Source organism: Acinetobacter soli (genome assembly GCF_000760595.1).
In the GTDB taxonomy this organism is placed as follows: Bacteria; Pseudomonadota; Gammaproteobacteria; order Pseudomonadales; family Moraxellaceae; genus Acinetobacter; species Acinetobacter soli.
The window spans coordinates 106,890-130,733 of record NZ_BBNM01000009.1 but is presented as its reverse complement, the minus strand read 5'-3'; the positions used below and the strand labels follow the sequence as shown (position 1 = coordinate 130,733).

At 43.1% G+C, this 23,844-nt stretch carries 21 protein-coding genes, 6 tRNA genes and 1 other RNA gene; 13 read left to right on the top strand and 15 right to left on the bottom strand.

Translation table 11 applies throughout. The features are described 5' to 3' along the window. Positions 1 to 530: 530 nt before the first annotated feature. From Aso01_RS11835 to sdhC, 4 genes are read right to left on the bottom strand one after another with little or no spacing between them, the layout of a single operon-like run. Positions 531 to 1,241: a succinate dehydrogenase iron-sulfur subunit gene (locus tag Aso01_RS11835; protein WP_004940938.1), complete on the bottom strand. Its 711-nt coding sequence runs from the start codon at positions 1,239 to 1,241 to the stop codon at positions 531 to 533. Between the two features lie 14 nt (positions 1,242 to 1,255). Further along, positions 1,256 to 3,151 carry a succinate dehydrogenase flavoprotein subunit gene (gene sdhA, locus Aso01_RS11830; RefSeq protein ID WP_004940941.1) on the bottom strand — a complete coding sequence of 632 codons (1,896 nt, stop codon included), beginning with the start codon at positions 3,149 to 3,151 and terminating at the stop codon, positions 1,256 to 1,258. Positions 3,152 to 3,163: 12 nt separating this feature from the next. Beyond that, a complete protein-coding gene (sdhD, locus tag Aso01_RS11825) occupies positions 3,164 to 3,529 on the bottom strand; it encodes a succinate dehydrogenase, hydrophobic membrane anchor protein (protein WP_004940945.1) in 366 nt (121 codons plus the stop codon). Beyond that, positions 3,529 to 3,930: a succinate dehydrogenase, cytochrome b556 subunit gene (gene sdhC / locus Aso01_RS11820; protein WP_088459624.1), complete on the bottom strand. Its 402-nt coding sequence runs from the start codon at positions 3,928 to 3,930 to the stop codon at positions 3,529 to 3,531. The genes sdhD and sdhC overlap by 1 nt, the downstream gene beginning before the upstream one ends. Before the next feature lie 1,041 nt (positions 3,931 to 4,971). Between sdhC and gltA the strand changes: the two genes are divergently transcribed. After that, complete coding sequence (gene gltA, locus Aso01_RS11815; RefSeq protein WP_004940950.1) at positions 4,972 to 6,246, top strand: citrate synthase; 1,275 nt, start codon at positions 4,972 to 4,974, stop codon at positions 6,244 to 6,246. Between the two features lie 51 nt (positions 6,247 to 6,297). Here the strand turns inward: gltA and Aso01_RS11810 are convergent, their stop codons facing one another. Then, positions 6,298 to 6,753 (bottom strand): hypothetical protein, encoded by a 456-nt coding sequence (locus Aso01_RS11810; RefSeq protein ID WP_004940955.1) that lies wholly within the window; start codon positions 6,751 to 6,753, stop codon positions 6,298 to 6,300. 273 nt (positions 6,754 to 7,026) lie between these two features. Here Aso01_RS11810 and Aso01_RS11805 point away from each other — a divergent pair, with 273 nt between their 5' ends. Both Aso01_RS11805 and Aso01_RS11800 read left to right on the top strand, forming a co-directional pair. Continuing rightward, positions 7,027 to 8,652: an NAD+ synthase gene (locus Aso01_RS11805; protein ID WP_004940958.1), complete on the top strand. Its 1,626-nt coding sequence runs from the start codon at positions 7,027 to 7,029 to the stop codon at positions 8,650 to 8,652. Continuing rightward, on the top strand, positions 8,645 to 9,679 hold the full coding sequence (locus Aso01_RS11800) for a hypothetical protein (RefSeq protein WP_004940960.1): 1,035 nt from the start codon (positions 8,645 to 8,647) through the stop codon (positions 9,677 to 9,679). Before Aso01_RS11805 ends, Aso01_RS11800 begins: the two co-directional genes overlap by 8 nt. A gap of 41 nt (positions 9,680 to 9,720) precedes the next feature. Here the strand turns inward: Aso01_RS11800 and Aso01_RS11795 are convergent, their stop codons facing one another. The 6 genes from Aso01_RS11795 to coaD form a co-directional block, all read right to left on the bottom strand. Then, complete coding sequence (locus tag Aso01_RS11795; protein ID WP_004940963.1) at positions 9,721 to 10,899, bottom strand: porin; 1,179 nt, start codon at positions 10,897 to 10,899, stop codon at positions 9,721 to 9,723. A gap of 145 nt (positions 10,900 to 11,044) precedes the next feature. Further along, a tRNA-Met gene (locus Aso01_RS11790) sits at positions 11,045 to 11,121 on the bottom strand. Positions 11,122 to 11,370: 249 nt separating this feature from the next. Further along, positions 11,371 to 11,447: transfer RNA gene (locus tag Aso01_RS11785), tRNA-Met, on the bottom strand. 63 nt (positions 11,448 to 11,510) lie between these two features. Further along, positions 11,511 to 11,866: RNase P RNA component class A (rnpB, locus tag Aso01_RS11780), an RNA gene on the bottom strand. 27 nt (positions 11,867 to 11,893) lie between these two features. Beyond that, on the bottom strand, positions 11,894 to 12,157 hold the full coding sequence (locus Aso01_RS11775) for a YfhL family 4Fe-4S dicluster ferredoxin (RefSeq protein WP_025094358.1): 264 nt from the start codon (positions 12,155 to 12,157) through the stop codon (positions 11,894 to 11,896). 1 nt (position 12,158) lies between these two features. Continuing rightward, positions 12,159 to 12,650, bottom strand: coding sequence for a pantetheine-phosphate adenylyltransferase (gene coaD, locus Aso01_RS11770; RefSeq protein WP_004940969.1), 492 nt, complete (start codon positions 12,648 to 12,650; stop codon positions 12,159 to 12,161). A gap of 141 nt (positions 12,651 to 12,791) precedes the next feature. On the opposite strand from coaD, the gene smpB reads away from it, so the two are divergent. Beyond that, complete coding sequence (gene smpB, locus Aso01_RS11765) at positions 12,792 to 13,268, top strand: SsrA-binding protein SmpB (protein ID WP_004940972.1); 477 nt, start codon at positions 12,792 to 12,794, stop codon at positions 13,266 to 13,268. A gap of 36 nt (positions 13,269 to 13,304) precedes the next feature. On the opposite strand, the gene Aso01_RS11760 is transcribed toward smpB, so the two are convergent. From Aso01_RS11760 to rluD, 3 genes are read right to left on the bottom strand one after another with little or no spacing between them, the layout of a single operon-like run. Then, positions 13,305 to 13,856 (bottom strand): flavodoxin family protein, encoded by a 552-nt coding sequence (locus tag Aso01_RS11760; RefSeq protein ID WP_004940973.1) that lies wholly within the window; start codon positions 13,854 to 13,856, stop codon positions 13,305 to 13,307. A 40-nt stretch (positions 13,857 to 13,896) separates the two neighbouring features. Beyond that, on the bottom strand, positions 13,897 to 14,637 hold the full coding sequence (gene pgeF, locus Aso01_RS11755) for a peptidoglycan editing factor PgeF (protein ID WP_004940977.1): 741 nt from the start codon (positions 14,635 to 14,637) through the stop codon (positions 13,897 to 13,899). Between the two features lie 22 nt (positions 14,638 to 14,659). Then, positions 14,660 to 15,712 carry a 23S rRNA pseudouridine(1911/1915/1917) synthase RluD gene (gene rluD / locus Aso01_RS11750; protein ID WP_004940981.1) on the bottom strand — a complete coding sequence of 351 codons (1,053 nt, stop codon included), beginning with the start codon at positions 15,710 to 15,712 and terminating at the stop codon, positions 14,660 to 14,662. A gap of 72 nt (positions 15,713 to 15,784) precedes the next feature. Here rluD and Aso01_RS11745 point away from each other — a divergent pair, with 72 nt between their 5' ends. Both Aso01_RS11745 and Aso01_RS11740 read left to right on the top strand, forming a co-directional pair. Further along, the gene (locus Aso01_RS11745; protein ID WP_004940983.1) at positions 15,785 to 16,834 is read left to right on the top strand and encodes an outer membrane protein assembly factor BamD; all 1,050 of its coding nucleotides are present in this window, start codon (positions 15,785 to 15,787) and stop codon (positions 16,832 to 16,834) included. Positions 16,835 to 16,981: 147 nt separating this feature from the next. Beyond that, entirely contained in the window at positions 16,982 to 18,868 is a 1,887-nt protein-coding gene (locus Aso01_RS11740) for a DNA primase (RefSeq protein WP_004943191.1), read from the top strand. A 6-nt stretch (positions 18,869 to 18,874) separates the two neighbouring features. Here Aso01_RS11740 and hemA read toward each other — a convergent pair whose 3' ends face one another. Further along, positions 18,875 to 20,167, bottom strand: coding sequence for a glutamyl-tRNA reductase (hemA, locus tag Aso01_RS11735; protein ID WP_004940989.1), 1,293 nt, complete (start codon positions 20,165 to 20,167; stop codon positions 18,875 to 18,877). An 87-nt stretch (positions 20,168 to 20,254) separates the two neighbouring features. On the opposite strand from hemA, the gene Aso01_RS11730 reads away from it, so the two are divergent. The 7 genes from Aso01_RS11730 (at position 20,255) to Aso01_RS11700 (ending at position 23,822) form a co-directional block, all read left to right on the top strand. Next, complete coding sequence (locus tag Aso01_RS11730) at positions 20,255 to 21,958, top strand: tetratricopeptide repeat protein (RefSeq protein WP_004940993.1); 1,704 nt, start codon at positions 20,255 to 20,257, stop codon at positions 21,956 to 21,958. 3 nt (positions 21,959 to 21,961) lie between these two features. Continuing rightward, complete coding sequence (lolB, locus tag Aso01_RS11725; RefSeq protein WP_004940995.1) at positions 21,962 to 22,543, top strand: lipoprotein insertase outer membrane protein LolB; 582 nt, start codon at positions 21,962 to 21,964, stop codon at positions 22,541 to 22,543. A gap of 13 nt (positions 22,544 to 22,556) precedes the next feature. Further along, positions 22,557 to 23,378: a 4-(cytidine 5'-diphospho)-2-C-methyl-D-erythritol kinase gene (gene ispE, locus Aso01_RS11720; protein WP_004940998.1), complete on the top strand. Its 822-nt coding sequence runs from the start codon at positions 22,557 to 22,559 to the stop codon at positions 23,376 to 23,378. A 13-nt stretch (positions 23,379 to 23,391) separates the two neighbouring features. Continuing rightward, positions 23,392 to 23,466, top strand: a tRNA-Gln gene (locus tag Aso01_RS11715). 23 nt (positions 23,467 to 23,489) lie between these two features. After that, positions 23,490 to 23,564, top strand: a tRNA-Gln gene (locus Aso01_RS11710). A 17-nt stretch (positions 23,565 to 23,581) separates the two neighbouring features. Then, positions 23,582 to 23,656, top strand: a tRNA-Gln gene (locus Aso01_RS11705). A 91-nt stretch (positions 23,657 to 23,747) separates the two neighbouring features. Continuing rightward, a tRNA-Gln gene (locus Aso01_RS11700) sits at positions 23,748 to 23,822 on the top strand. The last annotated feature ends 22 nt before the right edge of the window (positions 23,823 to 23,844 follow it).

Genomic DNA, 23,844 nt, shown 5'->3' with positions numbered 1-23,844 from the left:
ATTACGGGTTGCTTTTTTAAACAGACCCATGATTGATAACGCCAAATTGTAAAATGGCATTACAAACCCATTCTGGCGCTGAGACCAAAGGGGGCGTTATGACCACATCAAGTTTCCTTGACATAATCAATGAAAAACAACGCCGTCATTGGCATCATTTATCATCTGTATACTCGGCGACGCCGAGCAATTTTTGCAAATCATCTTAGAAAAACAAAATCTTACCGCTATTTGGCTTTTCTAAAATAACTCTTCTACATAAAAATTAAGCACAATCAAAAATCGTGCTTCGTGTATATGGCCTATTATGCACTTTGTGGGCATAAAATTTCGTTTCAAATCGTATCATGTTCTGCTTACACGAATTGATTTTTTTGACATATACCTCTTATAAATTGACAAAATACATTGGCTATTTTAGCTGATAACCTATGGTGCTTGATATACATTTTAGATGCAATTTAGACATTAGTCCCATTTATTTTTAATAAAAAAAGCGCACATAAATATGTGCGCTTTTTTTAACGGAATTAACCTGCTTGATCGAGAAGCATGTTACGAATGTGACCAATTGCTTTTGTTGGGTTCAAACCTTTCGGGCAAACAGATACACAGTTCATGATTCCTTTACAACGGAACAATGAGAATGGGTCATCCAAACGTGCCAAACGTTCTTGAGTAGCGGTATCACGCGAATCGATAATAAAGCGATAAGCGTTTAGTAGCGCAGATGGACCCAAGAATTTGTCTGGGTTCCACCAGAACGATGGGCATGATGTAGAACAACACGCACACAAGATACATTCATACAGGCCGTCAAGATGCTCACGGTCCGCTTGAGACTGTAAACGCTCTTTTGGTGGCGCTGGCTGATTGTTAATCAGGAATGGCTGGATCTTGTTGTATTGATCGTAGAACTGGTTCATGTCTACAACCAAATCCTTAATCACTGGTAAGCCTGGTAGAGGACGAATCACGATTTTTTCAGGCAAATCGTTAAGGTTCCACAAACACGCCAGACCATTTTTACCATTGATATTCACACCATCAGAACCACAAATACCTTCTCGGCATGAACGGCGGAATGTCAAGGTTTCATCCTGTACTTTCAGTGCAAGTAACGCATCAAGCAACATACGGTGCTTGTCGGTTAACTCGAGCGTGAAAGTTTGCATGTACGGCGCTTTATCCTTATCAGGATCATAGCGGTAGATTTCGAATGTACGAGTACCTCTACTCATCTTTAGTCTCCCGATTAGAATGTACGTGGTTTAGGTTCAATTGCTTCAACCGTTAACGGATTGAAACGAACTGGCTTGTACTCAAGACGGTTATCCGATGAATACCACAATGTGTGTTTCATCCATTCATCGTCACGGCGGCCATATGAATACGTTGGGTGATCAGGAGCCAACTCATAGTCAACCACTGTATGCGCACCACGACATTCTTTACGTGCAGCAGCAGAAATTAATGTAGCTTTCGCAACTTCATACAAGTTTTCAACTTCAAGCGCTTCAACGCGCGCGGTGTTAAATACTCTTGATTTGTCTTTCAAATGAATGTTACGTACACGAGATTCCATCGCAAGGATTTCTTGTACCCCCTTGTCAAGCAAAGCTTGAGTACGGAATACACCAGCATGGTCCTGTACGATGTCACGGATTGTATCGGCAATTTCTTGTGCATTCTCACCAGAAGTTGAATCATCTAGTTTGCGAATACGTGCCAATGTGTTTTCAAGTACGTCATTTGGTAATGGTGCATAATCATCACCATGGTGCTTGGTCACATAATCAATGATATGTTCACCAGCCGCTTTACCAAATACCACCAAATCAAGCAATGAGTTGGTTCCCAAACGGTTCGCACCGTGAACTGACACACACGAACACTCACCGATTGCATAAAAACCTTTAACCGGTTTTACATAATCGCGCGTACCTTGGTAGGTATATTGTTTAGTGTCTTTGTCGTAGTGTGCAGTAAACTCGCCTTCTTCTACACCATGCGGCACCACAACCTGACCATGGATATTGGTCGGGATACCACCCATTTGGTAGTGAATTGTAGGTACAACAGGAATTGGCTCTTTGGTACAGTCAACGTTTGCAAACTTTTTACCAATCTCAAAAACAGACGGTAAACGCTTCATGATGGTTTCTGCACCCAAGTGCGTCATATCAAGAAGAATGTAGTCGCCTTTAGGGCCACAGCCACGCCCTTCTTTGATCTCTTGGTCCATTGAACGTGATACGAAGTCACGCGGTGCCAAGTCTTTCAATGTTGGTGCATAGCGCTCCATGAACGGTTCGCCGTCCTTGTTACGCAAAATACCACCTTCACCACGACAACCTTCTGTCAACAGTACGCCAGCTCCGGCAACACCCGTTGGGTGAAATTGCCAGAATTCCATATCTTGTAATGGAATGCCTGCACGCGCTGCCATACCCAGACCATCGCCTGTATTAATGTAAGCATTGGTTGATGCACGGTAAACTCGGCCTGCACCACCCGTAGCAAACAAAGTTGCTTTGGCTTGGAATACGGCAATATTACCTGTTTCTTGGTCGTAAGCGGTTACACCAAGTACATCACCTTCATTGTTACGGATCAGGTCAAGCGCAATCCATTCAACAAAGAACTGTGTGCCCATTTTTACGTTGCTTTGATACAACGTATGTAAAAGCGCATGACCTGTACGGTCAGCGGCTGCACAGGCACGTGGTACTGCTTTTGCACCATAGTTTGCAGAGTGACCACCAAATGGACGCTGATAAATCGTTCCATCTTCGTTACGGTCAAACGGCATACCCATGTGTTCAAGCTCGTACACCACTTTAGGTGCTTCACGCGTCATATATTCGATCGCGTCTTGATCACCTAACCAGTCAGAGCCTTTTACGGTGTCGTAAAAGTGATAGTGCCAGTTATCTTCTTGCATGTTGCCTAACGATGCACCGATACCACCTTGTGCGGCAACCGTGTGCGAACGTGTTGGGAATACTTTAGTTAAAACAGCAACTTTTAAACCCGCTTGTGCAAGTTGATACGCTGCACGCATACCAGAACCACCACCACCAACGATGACAGCATCAAAGGTGAGGTTTTGGATATTTGAATAATCTTCTTTAGGGTTTATCGCGCCCATGATGTCTTCCTATCAATTCGCCCAGAAAATCTGGATACCCCAGATTACAAATACAAACACGGCAATAATGACAGCCGTTGTTAGAACCAGACGTAAACCTGAAGCTGAAGGACCCATTTGACGAGTCGTTACATAGTCAGTAAATACTTGCCACATACCAATCCAAGCGTGTGCTGCCAATGACAATACAGCCAACAAAGACAAAATCTTCATTGGTAAAGTCATCATGAAGCCAGACCATTGCTCATAGTTAAAGCCACCATGAAACAAAATCCAACCCATGATCACGACTGTATATACGGCTAAAACAACAGCACTAATACGCTGGACAAACCAATCGCGAGAACCTGAACCTGTTAATCCTGTAGCACTTTTCATTAGAACATAATCCATACGAAGGCTGCGATGATACCAATCACAGATAAGATCAATGCAACTGTAGCGGCAGTTCGCCCACTTTGAAGCTCTTCTGCAAAGCCAAGATCAGCAAGCAAGTGTTTAACACCAGCAATGAAGTGATAAATTAAACCTGCTACAAATACCCATACGATGAATCGTACTAAAATATTTCCGAAGATAACTGTTTTTACGTATTCAAATCCTTCTGGTGATGCTAAGGATTTATCCAAAATCCATAATAGAACGGGAATTAATAGAAATACGATGACACCAGAGAGACGGTGTAAGATTGATGCAATAGCCACGGGTGAGCGTAAGTTTACCGCTAACACCTGACCCATGGACAAATTGACAGGTCTGTTGCTTTTCACAGCGGGCATCCTGTAGTAAAAACTCCAGCTGGAGTTTGTTTGAATTAATTCGAAGGAAAGCTGGCATTGAAGGCAAGCAAATGCCTACTTAATAAACGACTCTTGAATTATAAAACGTCAAAAATCAAATTACAAACAATGAAAAACCTCTTTTTCATATAAAATTAAGCAAATAAGAATCATTTACCCATACGGATTGGTCACATAATCATCGTTAATTAGATTAAAAACTCGTATGTCTCTATTTTTATATACTATTTTAAAAAAACCAGCTTTAATTGGCTTTATGATCTTCATCATATGAGAATTAGACCAAAGATATTAAATACAACTGAACTCTTTACTTACACAGATTGCAATTGAAGGTTTAAGCTTATTCTGAATCCGCTTTAAATCATAAAGCTTATATTTTTTTATAAAATGTCGTGCTGCTTTTATATTCTTTGCAGCCTTATATCGCTATTATAAAGAACTACTTACTTTGTGAATAACTTCAGCTACACAATCAAATTTGATTTAAATTCACACAAAAATAATCTTATTAACCGCTCTATACGTTCAGAAAAGTACAAATTTTGAGGTGAATGATGAGTTCAATTAGCTATTTTTTAACCAGTTGAATCAATTTTGGAAATACTGGTCTATCTGTTTTAAAGCATGAAACCGATTAACTCATTCGAGGTAAATACTCGGTAAGTTATGGGTTTTAAGCCATTTTCATAATGCGTTGGCATAATCTACCAATAGCCAGATGGATTAATTGCTCTAAAAATTTGTTTACAATTTAGATTTTAGACCTAATTTTTTTCTGCACGGCGTCATAAATTTGACTTATCATAGCGCGTCGATACTGTGATTTTATTCATTTTTTTAACCCTTAACAGTTAAACTAAATACTTGTGGTGACGCTACTTTTTTATCCATTAGTATAATTGACAAAATTTCAGTTCACACTAATCTTAGTAACAATTTTTGACCCGTCTGATTCGTGCATTAAAAGATTAATACTTCGATTCAGATCAACATTCACCAGGACAGGAGATCTATTGAATGTCTGAAGCAACTGGCAAGAAAGCCGTACTAAAGCTTGATGGCAAAGAAATTGAATTACCAATTTACAGCGGCACATTAGGCCCAGATGTAATCGACGTTAAGGATGTATTGGCCGCAGGTCATTTTACGTTTGATCCAGGTTTCATGGCGACCGCTTCTTGTGAATCGAAGATTACCTTCATCGACGGGAACGAAGGTGTGTTATTACACCGCGGCTACCCAATCGATCAGCTTGCAACTCAGGCGGATTATCTCGAAACATGTTATTTGCTCTTAAATGGTGAACTCCCAACCAAAGAGCAAAAAGAAGAATTTGATGCGAAGGTGCGTAACCACACTATGGTTCACGACCAAGTAAGCCGTTTCTTTAATGGTTTCCGTCGTGATGCGCACCCAATGGCAATCATGGTTGGTGTGGTTGGTGCTTTATCTGCGTTCTATCACAACCAGTTAAACATCGAAGATGTGAATCATCGTGAAATTACTGCTATCCGTTTGATCGCAAAAATTCCGACGCTTGCAGCGTGGAGCTACAAGTACACGGTGGGTCAACCTTTCATCTACCCTCGCAATGACTTGGGCTATGCAGAAAACTTCCTGCATATGATGTTTGCGACACCTGCAGATCGTGATTACAAAGTAGATCCGATTCTAGCTAAAGCAATGGATCGTATTTTCACGCTTCATGCGGATCATGAGCAAAATGCATCAACGTCAACTGTACGTTTGGCAGGCTCAACTGGCGCGAATCCATATGCATGTATCGCAGCGGGTATTTCAGCGCTTTGGGGCCCTGCTCACGGCGGTGCAAACGAAGCTGTTCTGAAGATGCTCGACGAGATCGGTACAGTTGAAAACGTTGCTGGCTTCATGGAAAAAGTGAAGACCAAAGAAGTGAAACTCATGGGCTTTGGTCACCGTGTGTATAAAAACTTCGATCCACGCGCGAAAGTAATGAAAGAAACGTGTGATGAAGTTCTTGCTGCGCTTGGCATCAACGATCCACAACTTGAACTTGCGATGGAACTTGAGCGTATTGCGTTGTCTGATGAATACTTCATCAAGCGTAACTTGTATCCAAACGTAGACTTCTACTCAGGTATCATTCTCAAAGCGATTGGTATCCCAACAGAAATGTTTACCGTGATCTTTGCACTTGCACGTACTGTTGGCTGGATCAGCCACTGGTTAGAAATGCACAGTGCTCCGTACAAAATTGGTCGTCCTCGTCAGCTTTATACTGGCGAAACCAAACGCGACATCCAGCGTTAATCGCTGCCTAAGCGTTATACCAATAAAAAAGACCGCATTTAGCGGTCTTTTTTATTGCTGGGAAGCAATAAACGGAATACAGGCAGCCAGATCATCACAAGATTGTTGACGATGTTTTTTGAGAAAGTAGTCTTGAACCATTTGTGCCTGCTGCTCAACACCAAACTCTAAAAAAGTTTTACCGCGCTTAAGCACATAATGATATTGGCGCTCAAAAATGGCCTTTCGAATCAGCTTAATGCCCTGCTGTACTTGCCATACATGTACCAATTCATGAATGAGCCAAGATTGCTTTTCAATCGACTGCGTCGAAAAATCTTCGCACCAGTCGATCAAATTAAAATAAATATGTCCATTAGGACTGATTGCATAATGCTTCAATACCAAACGATGCGCACAAATAAAGATCGAATCATAATTGAGATGCGAGCTAAAAATTTCGCGTGTAAGTGATATTTCACCCGAGGTCAGCTTTCGTCTTCTGAGGATGAGAAAATTTTGTAGCATGATCTTTTTATTGATTGAAGATTAATTTGAGTGTAATCGATGTCGGCTATAGATACAGCCAAATTACAACAAATAAAAAATCGATTAAAATAGATAATTCTTGTTATTTTTGCGCAGAAAAAGCTTTGATTAGTATATATTATCTGTCTTGCACTGTTTTTCAATTCGATTGACTTTTTTTGTGTTATCCCATGCGTCACCCCGTTGTAAAAAGAAAATGACAAAAGCAACGAATGGCGTATATCTGTGCTATCGATCTAGGATTAGGTTTGAATGAAAAGTTTTAAAATTGCCCTTGCTCAATTTTCACCGCATATTGGCAATATTGATTCAAATGCTCAAAAAATGATTGAGCAAGCAAATGAAGCTAAAAAACAACATGCTGATTTAATTATTTTTCCAGAACTCTCCATCATCGGCTATCCAGCCGAAGACTTGCTGCTACGTCCAAATCTTGGTAAACGAATGCATCAGGCATTTCAGCAACTTAAACAAGTAAAAGACATTGTAATGGTGTTTGGATTTGTACATCAAACCGAAGAAGGACATCGTTATAATTCTGCCGCTGTCATGAAAGATGGTGTCGTGCTCGGAATCTATAACAAGCATAATTTACCCAACTATGGCGTTTTTGATGAAAAGCGCTATTTCAATCCTGGGCATCAACACCTTGTGTTTGAGTATTTAGGACACAGATTTGGTGTCTTGATTTGTGAAGATATTTGGTCGCTCAATACGGTTCAACAGCTCACGCAGCTCAATGTAGAAACAGTTTTGGTGCTTAATGCATCACCATATGAGGTGGGTAAGCCTCAGCATCGTGTTCAGACTTTGACTGAACTCTCTAAGCAGCTCAATGTCAATCTGGTTTATCTCAATCAGGTAGGCGGGCAAGATGATCTTATTTTTGATGGCACCAGCTTTGTCATCAATCACACCGGAACTGTGGCTGTACAGGCACCGAGCTTTAAGGAAGCGCTGTACTATGCTGAATATGATATCGAAAATAAGCAGTACAAAACCACTGAAGTGACGCCTGCACTCGATACCATGGCGGAAATTTATCAAAGTTTGGTGATGGCCACGCGTGACTATGTACAACGTTCTGGTTTCCCGGGTGTGATATTAGGTTTGTCTGGCGGTATTGACTCAGCACTCACCCTAGCGATTGCAGCCGATGCAATTGGTGCCGATAAGGTTCAAGCAGTCATGATGCCTTATACCTATACGGCTCAAATCAGTGTGGAAGATGCGACCGAGCAAGCGCGACGTATGGGCGTTACCTTCGGGATCGCTGAAATCCATCCGATTGTAAATAGCTTCATGCAAACGCTATATCCATTTTTTGGCAACACACCGGCAGATGCGACGGAAGAAAACCTACAGGCACGTGCACGTGGCACGCTGTTGATGGGGCTGTCTAACAAGTTTGGTAATCTGGTGCTTTCAACCGGTAACAAGTCTGAAATTTCAGTGGGTTACTGCACACTTTACGGCGATATGGTGGGTGGTTTTTCTGTACTTAAAGACGTGTATAAAACCATCGTGTTTGAGCTGGCAAAATATCGCAACACCCTTGGTGATACGCCTGTAATTCCTGAACGTGTCATTACTCGCCCGCCATCGGCAGAATTACGCCCAGATCAGAAAGATCAAGATTCATTGCCGCCTTATGATATTCTGGATGCGATTCTTTACGCTTACATCGAAGAAGATCAAAGTCAGGCCGATATTATTGCCAAAGGCTTTGAGAAAGACGTAGTTGAAAAAGTAATTCGTCTCGTCGATCGTAATGAATACAAGCGTCGCCAAGGTGCAATTGGCCCTCGAATCAGTTCACGCGCCTTTAGCCGTGAGCGCCGCTACCCTATCGTAAATGGCTGGAGACCAGATGACTAAGGATCAGACATCGTCTAGCGCGCAGCTTGCTCAAGCACTTTTGCTTGAGCAGGTGCGTTATTTCAAGTCTCAGCTCTGTGCTGAGCACTCTTCAGAGTATCTACAACATCTCTCGCATTTGATTTTTCAGTCTCTCCAACAGCTCAAACTCCATCAAGTCATCGATATGCAACAACTTGAAATGGTGGTTCGGCGCTATGCATTTGAAATGCAGTTGGGTGCAGATTTACTCGAATTCATTGGTGAAATTTCTAAGCAGATTTATCTTAGCGCACTTAAATCACCATCGACTTTGAATGATTTGGTCTCGGATCAACAGTTTGATATCTGGTTAGCCAAGTTTTTAGAATTAGACAATATTCGGCTTTACTTCAACACCTTCTTGCGTCACAGCCCAGCCATTGAGCAACTGTGTCACTTCATCGCCACCAGCGCAATACATCATAAATTGCCTAGGTTTTTGCAGCCAGCATCGGGCAACGAATCTAGCACTACTTTACAAGCACGTTGGCAGCAAAATCTAAAGTCCTTTTCACACAAACATCAGCAACGAATTGAGCAAAAAATTGAAGACTACTTGGCTCGCTTGATTCAGCAGCAACTGGCAGAACTGAGTGTCTTATCCAATGATGATCTTGAAGATTTACTGCGTACACTCTGGGACGATGTAAAAGACAAAACTGTTTACGAGTACATCTCTAAAATTAATCCTCTAGATATTGAAGAGTTTTTTGTACTGGTTTATGAATACTGGAAAGAACTGCGCCAGCAGCCTTTTATTCAAAATCTCGTGTTGCGGGGTGTCGAAGTATTTTATGAATTTTATCGTGATGATACGTTGCAGGATTTATTTTACGGCATTGGGTTAGACGAACAGGATATTTATACTGAAGTACAGCGGTTTTACCCCAAACTTATTCGAGTTCTAGATCAGGAAGGATTACTTGAACCGCTTTTGGTGAATGTTTTATCACCATTTTATGCGCGTAGCGAAACCTTAAGCCTGATTGAACAACATCAGTCATAAAACAAAGCCCAAACCGTAGCTAACGATTTGGGCTTTTTCATTTAGAAATAATAACCCAGTGCTAAATACAGCATGCGGTCCCATCCATTGCCATCGCCCTGTGCCAATCCATTACTGCTGGCACCGACCATCGGATCATTTTTACTCCAGATGTATTCACCTTGAATCCCAATCTTTTTGTAGTTAAATGCAACACCTGCAATGATACGTTCTGAGTCTTCATAGCCCGCCTGATCTTTAAATAAACGACTATACGAGAAATATGGCTTGATATTCTTAAGCTCATAAAAGGGCTTTGCCACACTATAATTGATTTCATTGACCACATAATCGGTCTTGTTGGCCACCTGATAAGGAAAATCAAAAGCACCTAAGGTTGAAAAGTCAGGAAACTCAGTGTCGCGGTTCTGAATGGATTGTGATCCGGCAAGCAACATCCACTGCCAAGCATTGTACTGCGTCTGTGTAAAGACATTCCAACTGTTACGTGAGCCGTCTTGACCGTTTTTTTTGTTTTTCAGTTCAGAATGCCAGAATGAAGTACCAATCTCAGTACTCAGTCCATCAATCGGCGTTACCTCAAATTTTTTAGATAACCGACCAATCCAGATATTTCTTTCTTTTAAATACGTCCCCGTTGTTAAGTCATCTGCCTCGACAAATGCCGGACTGTAGCGGCTAGAATCTTTTGACGTCCCCTTATAATTTCCGCCATCTGTTGGATAAAAACCCAAACTTAAACTGTAATCATTCTGGTTGATTTGATAACGTAGCCCAAGCGCCGAAATATCCTCAAAACCGACTGTATTCATGAGGGTTTCGTAATAACTGCTGCCCCAGAAGCGTCCGAAGCCAAACTCAACAGGTTGCAATCCAACGCTCACCCGTTGCTGATCTGAAATCTTATATCCGACCCACGCATCACTCAAAAAAACAGCATCACAAAGTTCATCGTATTCATAGCAACGCGCATCGAGTGCTGCCAGCCATTTTGGATTTTCATAGTTTAAATTGAGCTTGATATCTGCAAGACGCCAGTTGTTATTTGAACCCTCATTGGCTTCATCTTGAAAATCTTTGCTCAGATAGCGCGTACGGATAGCACCAGACACTTTTACTTGCCCCGCTTCGGCCTTTGGATCGCCCCAGCTCAGGTCTTGTGCATATACCACTGGAGTAAATGCAATTGTTGTTGTGAGTAGTAATAATGACTTATTCATGCCATAACATCCTTTTGATTGGGTGATGAAAATGCATAAGTTCGGTTGGAATTAGAAAACTAAAACAGTGAACTTGAGTGTGAAATAAAAATCTAAAAAAGATAGATAAAAAAAAAGATCACGTAATGTACATGATCTTTGAAAATGGTGGCTATGACGGGACTTGAACCTGTGACCCCCGCATTATGAGTGCGGTGCTCTAACCAACTGAGCTACATAGCCGTAAACTGTGAGCGCATTATCTATAGAACCTTCTTGGCCGTCAATAGATTTTGTTTTCAGCTGTTCACCAAACACTCAAATCATGCTAAATCGTACAAATTTATGACAATTTTGTAGATACCCTAACATTTTATGCGTTCATCAACAACCGCACGATGGTACATCAGATCTGAATATCAAAAAAGAATAATGCTACGATTCAAAAACAATAAGCAAAAAAAAGACCATGCAGGAGCATGGTCTATAAAATGGTGGCTATGACGGGACTTGAACCTGTGACCCCCGCATTATGAGTGCGGTGCTCTAACCAACTGAGCTACATAGCCGAAAACTGTGCGCGCATTATCTTCATTAATTCAAGATACGTCAAGCATAATTTACATAAAATTTGGTGAAGTGGACCTGTAAGCCGGGTTCTGTCGAGGACGATCATTCCTCTAGGCGTACAATCACTCATACGCTCAAGCGACCTACCCGAATCCAGTACGGGCCGTACCTCAGGATTCCTATTTGGTCTTGCTTCTGGTGGGGTTTACCATGCCGTGAACTGTTACCAGACACGCGGTGCGCTCTTACCGCACCCTTTCACCCTTACCTCACGAATGAGGCGGTCTACTCTCTGCTGCACTTTCCGTCGGCTTGCGCCGCCCAGGCGTTACCTGGCACCCTGCCCTATGAAGCCCGGACTTTCCTCCCCTGTTTCAGTCACGAAGACCTCCACAGCAGCGACCGTCCAGTCCACTTCGTGTGCGCATAGTATCAAAGATTTGATTTAATTGCTTGTGCTTTTTTGATCAATTAGTTTTTGATACTTCTGCATGAGCTGATCTTGTGTCTCGACATGGTTCGGATCTTTTGGAATACAATCGACAGGACAAAAAAGCTGACACTGCGGCTGATCAAAATGTCCAACGCATTCGGTACATAAGTCAGGATGAATCTCATAAATCAATTCACCCATATAGATTGCCTCGTTGGGGCAAACTGGCTCACAGACATCACAATTGATGCATTCTTCGGTGATAAAAAGTGACACGTTACCAACCTTGCTGATGTTTTTGTTCAAATGCCTCAACCACAGCCTGAGGCACAAACTTGGCGACATCGCCTCGTAGGCGAGCAATTTCACGCACCAGAGTCGATGAAATAAACGAGTATTGTTCTGAAGGCGTTAAAAATACCGCTTCAAAATGATGATCAAGCTGTCGGTTCATGTTGGCCAACTGAAATTCGTACTCAAAATCTGAAACGGCACGCAAACCTCGTAATACCGCAGTAGCGTTTTGCTCACGAAAAAAGTTGACCAGTAACCCATCAAAGCCAACAAATTCTACATTATGTAGATGACTCAGAGAGGATTTGGCTAAACGTACACGCTCATCAAGACTAAAAAGTGGTTTTTTATGGTGTCCAATCGCAATTGCGACTACGACTTCATCAAACATTCTGGATGCACGGGTGACTAAATCTACATGACCATTGGTGATAGGATCAAATGTGCCTGGATAGATTACACGTGTTTTAGACATCCGTTTTTACTCTAGTTTATTTTGTAAGTCTTAATTCTAGCAAATCTTGATTTCATAGCGAAGTCACTCCATTAAAATGAAAAAACTTCACCTCAGTCGCGGTTTAGGGCACAATAGGCATAACTTTGGAATTTTAAGATTATGGCGAAAGCAGTAGTAGTTAAAAAAAATAATGGCGGGACCATCGCGCAAAATAAACGCGCGCGTCACGATTATTTTATTGAAGAAAAATTTGAAGCGGGTATGTCTTTGCAAGGCTGGGAAGTGAAATCCTTGCGCGCAGGTCGTATGAGCCTGACGGAAAGCTATATCATCTTTAAAAATGGTGAAGCCTATCTGTTTGGTGCCCAAATTCAGCCTCTTTTAACCGCATCCAGCCATGTTGTTCCTGAAGCGACACGTACGCGTAAACTGTTACTGTCACGGCGTCAAATTGATCAACTCATGGGTGCTGTCAATCAAAAAGGTTATTCGTGTGTTCCCCTCGCCTGTTACTGGAAAGGCCACTTGGTCAAACTTGAAATTGCGCTGGTGAAAGGTAAGCAATTACATGACAAGCGTGCCACAGAGAAAGATCGTGACTGGCAACGTGACAAAGCACGTTTAATGCACAAATAAAAAAAGCCTCAATTGAGGCTTTTTTTAGCTCTGGACTCAGTGCAAACGATACAATAATCCACCAATATACTCACCAAACCAGATGGCAGTGTCTAAATCACCTTGTGGCGGCGTAATGTCTACAGGCGCATTATCGGACTGGGTCATAAGCCCTAAACTGCTGGCCAGACGGTTTAAATCATCTTGGTTGTGCCCGGTGCTCATCAAGGGTAAACCCGACCACAACATGCCGTGCTGCATGGCAAACAGATGAATCTGTTGTAGCACCGAGAGCTTATCACCGCTTAAGCCGCCAGAATTGGCAAAACCTGCGGCAAGTTTACCTTGCCAGATCCGGTCTCTCCAACGTTTGGAGCTACTGTCCATAAACCTTTTAAAATCTGCCGAAACACTTCCCATATAAGTGGGTGATCCAAAGATAATTCCTTGCGAGGCATCAAGTAAATCCCAGTCGATATGCTCAATCGGCATCAGATGTACTTCAATGCCCATTTTTTTGGCACCTTGTGCAATATATGCCGCGACCTTAGCTGTATGACCATAAGGACTATGATAAACGATTGAGAGAGATTTTCTGATCTGCGACATAGGATGCTTTAATCACCAAGTTAATGAAAGTTTAGCAGTTTTACTGCATGAACACGAATGTCGCCATACGCCCAGTTTTCGGATCTCGCCGATGCGAAAAGTAATGCTGCGCTTGACGATACGAACATTGATTGCCACCCAAAATCGTTTCTACACCAGATTGCTGCAAAATATAGCGTGCAATTGCATACAAATCGGCTTGAAATTTACCGGGCTGTTTACCTTCTTCAAACGCGGTGACGAGGTCGGGGTATTTGGCACAAAAGATCTGCTGTACTTCTGAACCAACCTCAAAGCACGGCTGACTGATCGCTGCACCTAACCATGCATAGGCAGGACCACTTTGCATCGACTCGATGGTATTTTCAATAATGCCATCTGCAAGACCACGCCAGCCGGCATGCAAATTAGCCACCTCAGTCCCTGCACGATTCACCAACACCACAGGCAGACAGTCTGCGGTCATGATCATGAGCGCCTGTGCCTTACTTTGGGTAATCAGTGCATCGCCAGTTAATGCATCAAAACTAAGTGCTTGATTGACAGTATGACAAATCGTACTGTGGGTTTGGGTCATCCACGTCAGTTGCTTCACGCCATAAGCGCTTAACTCATTCAGTAGGCTCATTCGGTGCTGCTGCACACGATACGGATCATCGTGAACATGCAAGGCCAAATTAAAGCCCTCAAGCTCGGGAGTCAAACTCGGCTTCGCTTGAGGATGCATGAGGGTGGTCTGCCCCACATATACTCCAGCGGGTAAACCTTTTACAAAGTCCATGCGACGATCCTGTAATTTTGGATTAATAAGCAGCGTTGTCTTGACGTAATACCTCAACCAGATGGGTGAAATCCTCTGGCCATGGCGCTTCAAACATCATTTCCTGTTGAGTTTTTGGATGTACCAGCCCCAATTTGGCTGCATGTAGCGCTTGGCGTTTAAACGTACGCAAAGTGATATTTAAGCGCTCGCTGGCTCCTGCCGGTACGCGTACACGACTCATATACACCGGATCGCCAACTAAACCATGCCCAATGTAGCTAAAGTGCACGCGAATTTGATGCGTTCGGCCTGTTTCAAGCTGCGCCTGAATACGCGTGAAATGCTGAAAACGTTCTTTAACATTATAGTGTGTTACGGCATCGCGACCACCAGGCAAGATGGTCATTTTGATACGATCCACCGGATGGCGTTTAATCGGCTCATCAATAGTGCCACCCGCCACAATATTGCCGTATACAATCAGGTCATAAATTCGATATACCGATTTATCTGCCAATTGTTTGCTCAAAGAAAATTGTGATTCAAGATTTTTAGCCACCACCAAAAGGCCACTGGTGTCTTTATCGATTCGATGTACCAATCCGGCACGGGTGAGCTCGGCTGATTTTGGATAATGATACAAGAGCGCGTTTACCAAAGTTCCCGTATGATTGCCCGCACCCGGATGCACCACCATTCCTGCAGGCTTGTTGATGACCAGAATATCATTGTCTTCATAAACAATTTCCAGCGGAATGTCTTCAGGCTTACTGGTGGTCTGTGCCTCAAGCTCTACATTCAAAGTCAGTAGCTCATTGCCTTCACAGCGATATTTGGGCTTTACAATTTCACCATTTACCAACAAGTGACCGTCTTTCATCCACTGTTTTAATTTCTCACGTGAAAAGTCACTCCACACCGATGCCGCCACTTGATCAATACGTTGACCCAAGTATTCAAGATCAAGTTGAACTTGCAACGATAAACGTGTTGCAGTTGGCCCAGAAGTATGGTTATCTGCATCCTCAGAATCTTCGAGTAAGTTGAAGTCTGTTTCGGAGAGATTAGGATTCGAAGATTGTGCTGAAGTCATTTGCTCTTTCAGATAAAAGTGATTTAATAGCGCAATTGTAGCTCATTGCCCGTATTAAACAGAGGAGTTTTTATGTCGCTACCAAATTATAAGATTACCATGCTTGCCCTTTCTCTTGGCGTAGCGGCTGCAATGGTGGGCTGTAGCAGTAATCCCAAAAAAGAAGTAGTCGATACAGGCCCTCAGTCAAGTGAACAAATTTACATGCAAAAAGCGCAGCAAGCGCTTGATCGCGGTCAATATTCTGAAGCGGCAAAATCATTAGAAGCAATTGATACCTACTATCCAACAGGTCAATCTTCGGCACAAGCACAACTCGATCTTCTGTATGTAAAATTCCAGCAAAAAGAATTTGAAACCGTGGTCACGCAAGCCGATCGATTTATTCGCCTGAATCCACAGCATCCAAACGTGGATTATGCGTACTATATTCGTGGCGTTGCCAACATGGAATTAAACTACGACAGCTTGATGCGCTATACTTCTTTACAGCAGTCACACCGTGACACCAGCTACATGAAGTTGGCTTATCAAAACTTTGTCGATTTAATTCGCCGTTTCCCAAGTAGTCAATATTCGGTCGATGCAGCACAGCGCATGAAGTTTATCGGGCAAGAGCTGGCTGAAAGCGAAATGAATGTGGCTCGTTTTAATATTAAACGTAAAGCCTGGATTGCAGCCATTGATCGTGCGCAGTGGGTGGTAGAGCATTATCCTCAAACGCCTCAAACGCCTGAAGCTTTGGCTACTCTGGCTTATGCCTACAATGAAATTGGCGATAAAGCCACCTCAGAACAGTACGTTAATCTGTTAAAACTGAACTACCCGAACTTGGTTCGTGCGAACGGAACAGTAGATCTTGCGGCATCTCGTCATGATGCGAGCTGGGTTAACCGCGCAACATTGGGTATTTTTGGTCGTGAAGCCAAAGCCAATGCAAACGCAGAAACCACTTCAAGCAATGTAGAAAGCACAGATAAACGGAGCTGGACCAACCGTTTAAGCTTTGGTTTACTCGATAAACAAAAAACCGTCGATACCAGTACTACCGAGATGCCAAAACCACCAGCACAAGCGACACAAGCCGCACCAAGTACAACTGAAGCAGGTGCTGCAAAATAACGCATCGGTTGTTTAAAAGCATATTGAAAAGGGCAAGCATGGACTTGCCCTTTCATTTTTAGTTACGATCAAAATTCTTTTTTTTGCATGCTTCAGCTACACTATTTAATTGAAGCTTTTTTGCATGTGCTCGGGATTCTTTCTGTTATGGCCATTCCTCAACATACCATTGATCAAATTCTAGACCGAACCGATCTGGTAGAATTGATTGGCCAACGCGTAAAACTCAAAAAATCAGGGCGCTCCTACTCTGGTTGCTGTCCATTCCACCAAGAAAAAACTCCTTCTTTTCATGTTTATCGTGACAAGGGCTATTACCATTGCTTTGGTTGTCAGGCCAACGGTAATGCAATTCGTTTTTTAATGGACATCGACGGGCGCAACTTTATCGATGTCATGCAAGAGTTATCGAGCAAATCGGGCGTAGAACTCCCTAAAGACAATTTTGAAAGCAAGAAACTCTCTTATAAACGCGCTACACAAAAACCGCAGCCAATCGCACCAGTACCAGCTCAAACGTCGATACCAGAGACGAACTCAAATGAAACATCCGATGCATCACAGGCACTCGAAGCGCCAGTGTTTATGGATGATCCATTTGCGCAGTTTGAACAAAATTATCAATCTTTTGATGATGATATTCCACAAGAAGGCAATTTATATGATTTGCTGGAAAACGTGGCGCAATTTTATGAACGACAACTTCCAAATAGCATTAAAGCCCAGCAATATTTTAAACAGCGTGGACTCACTGCAGAAACGATTCAGTTTTGGCGTTTGGGCTATGCTCCCGAAGACTGGCAACATTTGGAAAAAGCCTTTCCTTACGACGTAGAAGGCTTAAAGCAAGTCGGGCTGATTCGTTCTAGCGACAGTGGGCGTGACTTTGATCTCCTGCGTGAACGAGTTATTTTTCCGATTCGTGATCATAAAGGTCGTGTGGTGGGCTTTGGTGGCCGCGCACTCAACGACGAAATCAAACCCAAATACATCAATTCCCCCGATTCGGATGTCTTTCATAAAAATCAGCTGCTTTACGGACTGTATGAAGGGCGCAAGCTTAAAGCCAGAGACTGGCTGATGGTTGAAGGCTATATGGACGTCATTGCGTTGCAGCAGTATGGTGTATATGGAGCCGTAGCAACGTTAGGCACGGCCAGTAATGTCGATCACCTGAATACGCTATTCAAGCAAAACTCGCGCATTACCGTGGCTTTCGATGGCGATGCGGCCGGTCAAAAAGCCGCACGTCGAACTTTGGAAATTGCATTGCCCTCTTTAAATGATGGGCGGGAACTCAAGTTTTTTGTATTGCCCAAAGAACATGACCCAGACTCACTCATTCGGCGTGAAGGACTCGAGCATTTTCAACGCTTGCTTGAGCAGGCGCCATTACTGTCTGATTTCATTTTTGCACACCTCACTCAGCAGCACGATATTTCAACGCCTGAAGGAAAAAGTCAGGTCATGGGAGAACTCCGCGAGCTGACCGATTTATTGCCTAAACAAGGGTCATATCGTTATTTGTTAACGCAGTCGTTTCGAGAAAAGTTAGGACTGGGGCGCAAGGTTACTCCGCAAGTCAGTCATGATGCATCGTTGTCCTTTAATATTCAGACCAAAGATGAAGACTTGGCGATTGCACTGCTGATTCAACATCCATATCTGTATATTCATTTTGAGGCCTTACGCGCCGTGATCGCGCCAGATCAACTTCTGGCCAAGATTTTATCGGTACTGGATCGTGTTTTTGAAGAGTTGCCAGACGACCAAGAGCTCGCGACCTATTATATTTTGGGCGCATGTAATTTATATCGACATGAAATTGCAGATATTTTGGAGCGAACGAACCTTCAAAATCTGATGCATGCACCAGAAACTGCCGACAAACTGGCCAAAGAATATGCACTGGGTTTACAAGAAAAATATTTAAGAATGAAACTCAAAACGCCTATTTCGCTCATCGAATCGCGTAATTTGCGTCAGCAACTGAACGAATTGACCAAGCAAATCAGTTTACGTTTATTGTCTTAACAATACTTAGTCTGCTGTATTTTTTGGCTTGCGCTCATGCTCAAACACATCATTGAGCTGATTTTTCATCCACTCAAAATAGTCTGGATGTTCATGTTGCGCCGCTTCGCGCAGCAATATCGATGTGGGGTGCATGAGCTTTTTGGTCAAACGATGCGCCAGTTGTGTCATCACTTCTTCAGGCGCTTGGCCTTTTTGCAAGGCAGCTAAGGCTTTGCCTAACTCAAGCTGCTGTTGCTGCTCACTGTGCGCACGATAAGCATGAATTGTACTGCCTGCTTGCAGAATTTTTTGCTGGGTGAGCAATTGACTGGCAAGTTGACTCACCATGACTTCGGCTTCAACTGCCGCCTGACGCCGCTGCGCCAAATTTTCATCAATTACGCTTTGTAAGTCATCTACACCATACAGATATACGCCGTCTAGCGTTTCGACTTTCGGATCGATATCGCGCGGAACAGCCAAATCGACCAGTAGCATCTGGTTATAGCGACGTTTTTTGAGTGCAGCCTTGATATCTTGATAAAAAATGACCTGATGTAAACTTCCGGTACAACTCGACACCACATCAGCACGGTGTAAATTGTCGGCCAGTTGATCAAATGCAATGATCTCGACTTCTACCTGATGGGCAATTTCTTGCGATAACTGCTCTGCCCGCGCTTGACTACGGTTACAGATGATAACCTTTGCCACACCCATTTCAGCCAGATGTTTGGCCACCAAAGTGTTCATTTCACCAGCAGCAACCATCATGACGGTAAGCTTTTCTGGTTGACTAAATACCTGTAAGGCCAATTGCGCAACCGCATAACCCATCGATACAGCATGGCTACCGACCGCTGTTTCGGAGCGAACACGCTTGGCTGCATAAAATGCGTATTCAAAAATGCGGTTTAAGTCGGAAGAAACGGTTTGTGCGTCTTTAGACAAAGCCAGTGCACTTTTGACTTGCCCCAAAATTTGAGGCTCGCCCAACATAAGCGAATCGAGTCCACTGGCTACACGCATTAAATGTGTGACCGCCTGCGCATCTTGGTAACGATAAACATGATGAAGTAACTGTTTTATCTCAATACCATTGGTTTCGGCCAACCAGTTCAAAATCAGATCGGCATGCTCAGTCATGGCATAGACTTCGGTACGATTGCAGGTAGACACCACAACCATATCGTTTAAATCGGCATGACGATGCTGTTGAGTCAACAAATCGCGTAAACGTTCTGCGTTAAACGCGACTTGTTCTCTCAACTCGACTGAAGCTGTTTGATGGTTGACACCCAATGCAAAGAAAGACATATCAGATCATCATTTCGCTAAATTTATGCTATTGTGCAATATCGGTGTCATAAAAAGCATTACTTGGATTACTAAAAATTGCGACAAATGAATAACCGGTTAAACGGTACATCCATTAGACAATATTCTACCACATTCTTGTTGCTCGGTAGCATGGCTTCGACAGCACACGGACAAGCTGTGGATGAATTTCATCCAGCCGCATTAAATACCGATGCGCTTAAACAAAGCATGATTGCCGAATTTGCCTTGGCTTATGATGATATTCCAACCGCCATTCATAACTACACTGTACTCGCAATAAAAAGTAATTCAACCACCATTAAACAGCGTGCACTCGATATTGCACTCGAATACAACGATTTAAAAGCCGCTCTGGATATTGCAACACATTGGGTGGTTCAAGAGCCTGAAGATGTGCCTGCACTCTTTTATCTGGCACATATTGCGCTGCGTGCGCATGAATACAAACTGGCTGCCAATACACTGGATAAAATTTTAACCATCGACCCCAATGCCGATCTAGAGCAAATTCTTGCCGGTATTGCACCCGAATCCAAAGAAGATCGGGAAAACTTATTGGCTACACTCAAAACCAGTAAAGAGAAAGAAAACCCTTCGATTTTGGTCATGATTGCAGGCTTTGAGGCACAAAATGGGCATTTAGAGGATGCGCTTAACAACACCAACAAGGCCCTAAAAAAGCGTCCGAAGGTCACGGGCTTTATTTTAATGAAAGCCAATTTGCTGACCAGCCTAGGCGAAATTGAAGAAACACAGAAATGGCTGGCAAAATCCAGTCGTCGTCATCGAGACAACCTAGATGTTCGACTGGCTGAAGCGCGCTTTCTTATTCGTCATAGTGAGCCACAACTGGCGCTAAAAAAGCTCGAAGACATTATCAAAATGTGGCCTGACAATGAAGATGCCAAGTTTATTGCCGGCCTTACCAGTATCGATTTAAAATATTACGAGAAAGCCGAGCAATATCTGGTCGATTTACGTTACTCTGCAAAATATCAGAATGACGCCTATTATTATTTGGCCGTCAATGCCGAGCGCAAGCAGCACTTTGAAACAGCAAAAGCGTATTATCGTTTGGTCGATGGCAGCTTGTATGTGGTGTCTAGGCGTAATCTGGTGTCGATTTTTGAAAAACAGGGTAATCTAAACGATGCCTTACGTTTTTTAACCCAAGAGCGGGTCAATTATCCGCAGCATGCCAGTTTTTTATATCAGGCACAGGCCGAAATTTTAAAGAAAATGGGCAACAAGAAAGCCGCATTGCGCTTGCTCGATGAAGCCATTAAAAATATTTCGGATGATCCTGAACTGATCTATGCCGAAGTGCTGATGCTGGATCCTTTCTCAGATCGCGACAAGCTGGACCGCACATTAAAACAGTTGCTGCTCATCGAGCCAAATAGCCCGACCTATCTGAATGCTTATGCTTATACACTGGCGTTACAGAACCGACGCTTAGATGAAGCTCGTCAGTATGCTCAACTCGCCCTTGAATATGCCCCCGAACAAGCCTCAATTTTAGATACCTTGGGATATATCGCCTTTTTGCAAAATGATTTCAATGCAGCGATTGACTCTCTAGGCAAGGCGTATGCAATAAGCCAGAATGTGAATATTGGTGTACGGCTGGCCAAAGCCCTATACATGCAAGGCAATCTGACCGAATTTAGCCAAGTGTTACAACAGCTCAAAGAAAAAAATGCAAATGATCCACAATTAAAGCAACTCGATGCGCTAATTTTACCGACAGCAACTAAAAAGAGTTAATTTATGCTTACCACATCTCGTCTTTCCCTTGCCCTATGCTGCTCGAGTGCGTTATTTTTTACCGGTTGTCAGCATATCGTCAAAACGCAATCACCGGCGACTCAGAATCAAACTGAACAGCTTAATGAATTTGATTTACAAGGTAAAATTGGCGTTCGCACACCAAAACAGTCTGGCAGCGCCTTTTTTACTTGGTCTCAGCATCAAGATCAATTTGATATTGAGCTCAGCGGTATTTTAGGGGTTGGTAAAACTCAAATTACAGGCAAACCCGGACAAGTGAGCTTAAACAGCGCCAAAACTGGCTTGATTACTGCACAAACGCCTGAAGAGCTGTTACAGCGTGCAACTGGCTGGCAAGCTCCGATTACGCATTTGGTGAACTGGGTACAAGCTAGACCTGCCACAATGTCTGCAAAAACGACACAAGATCAAAATGGCCGTGTAACCAATATTGTTGAAGATGATTGGGATGTGTCATTGAGTTATAACGATCAACAAAAACTTCCCAACAAACTGATTTTAAAGCAAGCGCTTGCCGATAATCAGGAAAATCGTATTACAATGCTTATTCAAAATCGTTAAGTCAAATCCCCTTATGATGCGCGTTCCTTCACCTGCAAAACTGAATCTGTTTTTACATATCACAGGCCGTCGCAGCGACGGCTATCATGAATTGCAAAGCATTTTTCAACTGATTGATTTGTATGATTGGCTCACCTTTACGCCATTAAACGACAAGCATGAAATTGAAATTGAGGGAATTGCGCAGGTCGATCTGACACAAAATTTAATCTACCGGGCCGCACAACTGCTCAAACCATATGCAACAAAGTACTGTGGCTTACACATCTTGATAGAAAAAAATATTCCCATGGGTGCAGGGCTAGGTGGCGGATCATCCAATGCAGCCACCACCTTACGGGTACTTAATAGCCTTTGGGAATGCAGCCTAACAATTGATCAATTGGCAGATTTAGGTTTAAGTCTGGGTGCAGATGTCCCGATTTTTGTTTATGGAAAAAATGCATGGGCCGAAGGAGTCGGAGAAAAGCTTACTTTTGTAGATTTAGATCAAAAACAATACATTGTTTTAAAACCTGACTGTTTTATCAGCACTCAACTGCTTTTTTCGCAAAAAACATTGACAAGAGATTCTAAGCGCACTACATTTTGCGCCTATCAGATAAAGCCTTCTGATTTTGGAAATAACTTTGAAGCACTTGCTAGAAGCCTATATCCAGAAGTAGAAGAAGCAATGCAGTATCTCGATCAGTTCGGTTCTGCACAGCTTACAGGAACAGGTGCCTGTGTTTTTACTGAGGTCACTTCCGATATGAATGTGAACGAAATTGTAACTCATGCCCCATGTAAAGCTTATGTGGTTCACGGGTTAAAACAATCTCCTTTATGTTTGTAAAAGAATGATATTTAGGGGCGTCGCCAAGTGGTAAGGCAGCGGGTTTTGATCTCGCCATCCGTTGGTTCGAATCCAGCCGCCCCTGCCATCTTCACCTGAGAATTCTGTAATAGGGGCGTCGCCAAGTGGTAAGGCAGCGGGTTTTGATCTCGCCATCCGTTGGTTCGAATCCAGCCGCCCCTGCCATTACAGATTTCAACTTTAGGGGCGTCGCCAAGTGGTAAGGCAGCGGGTTTTGATCTCGCCATCCGTTGGTTCGAATCCAGCCGCCCCTGCCATATCTTTATAAAGTCAGACTGAATTTACTGTCACGTTAATACTCAATTTCCTTGACATTAGCGGGCAAAAATATTAAAGTTCTGCCGCATTAGGGGCGTCGCCAAGTGGTAAGGCAGCGGGTTTTGATCTCGCCATCCGTTGGTTCGAATCCAGCCGCCCCTGCCATCCAAATTCATTACATGCCAAC

What these genes read in the sequence shown, in the direction of transcription:
- Aso01_RS11835 (WP_004940938.1), bottom strand. Translation starts at nt 1,241, where the DNA reads ATGAGTAGAGGTACTCGTACATTCGAAATCTACCGCTATGATCCTGAT.
- sdhA (WP_004940941.1), bottom strand. Translation starts at nt 3,151, where the DNA reads ATGGGCGCGATAAACCCTAAAGAAGATTATTCAAATATCCAAAACCTC.
- sdhD (WP_004940945.1), bottom strand. Translation starts at nt 3,529, where the DNA reads ATGAAAAGTGCTACAGGATTAACAGGTTCAGGTTCTCGCGATTGGTTT.
- sdhC (WP_088459624.1), bottom strand. Translation starts at nt 3,930, where the DNA reads ATGCCCGCTGTGAAAAGCAACAGACCTGTCAATTTGTCCATGGGTCAG.
- gltA (WP_004940950.1), top strand. Translation starts at nt 4,972, where the DNA reads ATGTCTGAAGCAACTGGCAAGAAAGCCGTACTAAAGCTTGATGGCAAA.
- Aso01_RS11810 (WP_004940955.1), bottom strand. Translation starts at nt 6,753, where the DNA reads ATGCTACAAAATTTTCTCATCCTCAGAAGACGAAAGCTGACCTCGGGT.
- Aso01_RS11805 (WP_004940958.1), top strand. Translation starts at nt 7,027, where the DNA reads ATGAAAAGTTTTAAAATTGCCCTTGCTCAATTTTCACCGCATATTGGC.
- Aso01_RS11800 (WP_004940960.1), top strand. Translation starts at nt 8,645, where the DNA reads ATGACTAAGGATCAGACATCGTCTAGCGCGCAGCTTGCTCAAGCACTT.
- Aso01_RS11795 (WP_004940963.1), bottom strand. Translation starts at nt 10,899, where the DNA reads ATGAATAAGTCATTATTACTACTCACAACAACAATTGCATTTACTCCA.
- coaD (WP_004940969.1), bottom strand. Translation starts at nt 12,650, where the DNA reads ATGTCTAAAACACGTGTAATCTATCCAGGCACATTTGATCCTATCACC.
- smpB (WP_004940972.1), top strand. Translation starts at nt 12,792, where the DNA reads ATGGCGAAAGCAGTAGTAGTTAAAAAAAATAATGGCGGGACCATCGCG.
- Aso01_RS11760 (WP_004940973.1), bottom strand. Translation starts at nt 13,856, where the DNA reads ATGTCGCAGATCAGAAAATCTCTCTCAATCGTTTATCATAGTCCTTAT.
- pgeF (WP_004940977.1), bottom strand. Translation starts at nt 14,637, where the DNA reads ATGGACTTTGTAAAAGGTTTACCCGCTGGAGTATATGTGGGGCAGACC.
- rluD (WP_004940981.1), bottom strand. Translation starts at nt 15,712, where the DNA reads ATGACTTCAGCACAATCTTCGAATCCTAATCTCTCCGAAACAGACTTC.
- Aso01_RS11745 (WP_004940983.1), top strand. Translation starts at nt 15,785, where the DNA reads ATGTCGCTACCAAATTATAAGATTACCATGCTTGCCCTTTCTCTTGGC.
- Aso01_RS11740 (WP_004943191.1), top strand. Translation starts at nt 16,982, where the DNA reads ATGGCCATTCCTCAACATACCATTGATCAAATTCTAGACCGAACCGAT.
- hemA (WP_004940989.1), bottom strand. Translation starts at nt 20,167, where the DNA reads ATGTCTTTCTTTGCATTGGGTGTCAACCATCAAACAGCTTCAGTCGAG.
- Aso01_RS11730 (WP_004940993.1), top strand. Translation starts at nt 20,255, where the DNA reads ATGAATAACCGGTTAAACGGTACATCCATTAGACAATATTCTACCACA.
- lolB (WP_004940995.1), top strand. Translation starts at nt 21,962, where the DNA reads ATGCTTACCACATCTCGTCTTTCCCTTGCCCTATGCTGCTCGAGTGCG.
- ispE (WP_004940998.1), top strand. Translation starts at nt 22,557, where the DNA reads ATGATGCGCGTTCCTTCACCTGCAAAACTGAATCTGTTTTTACATATC.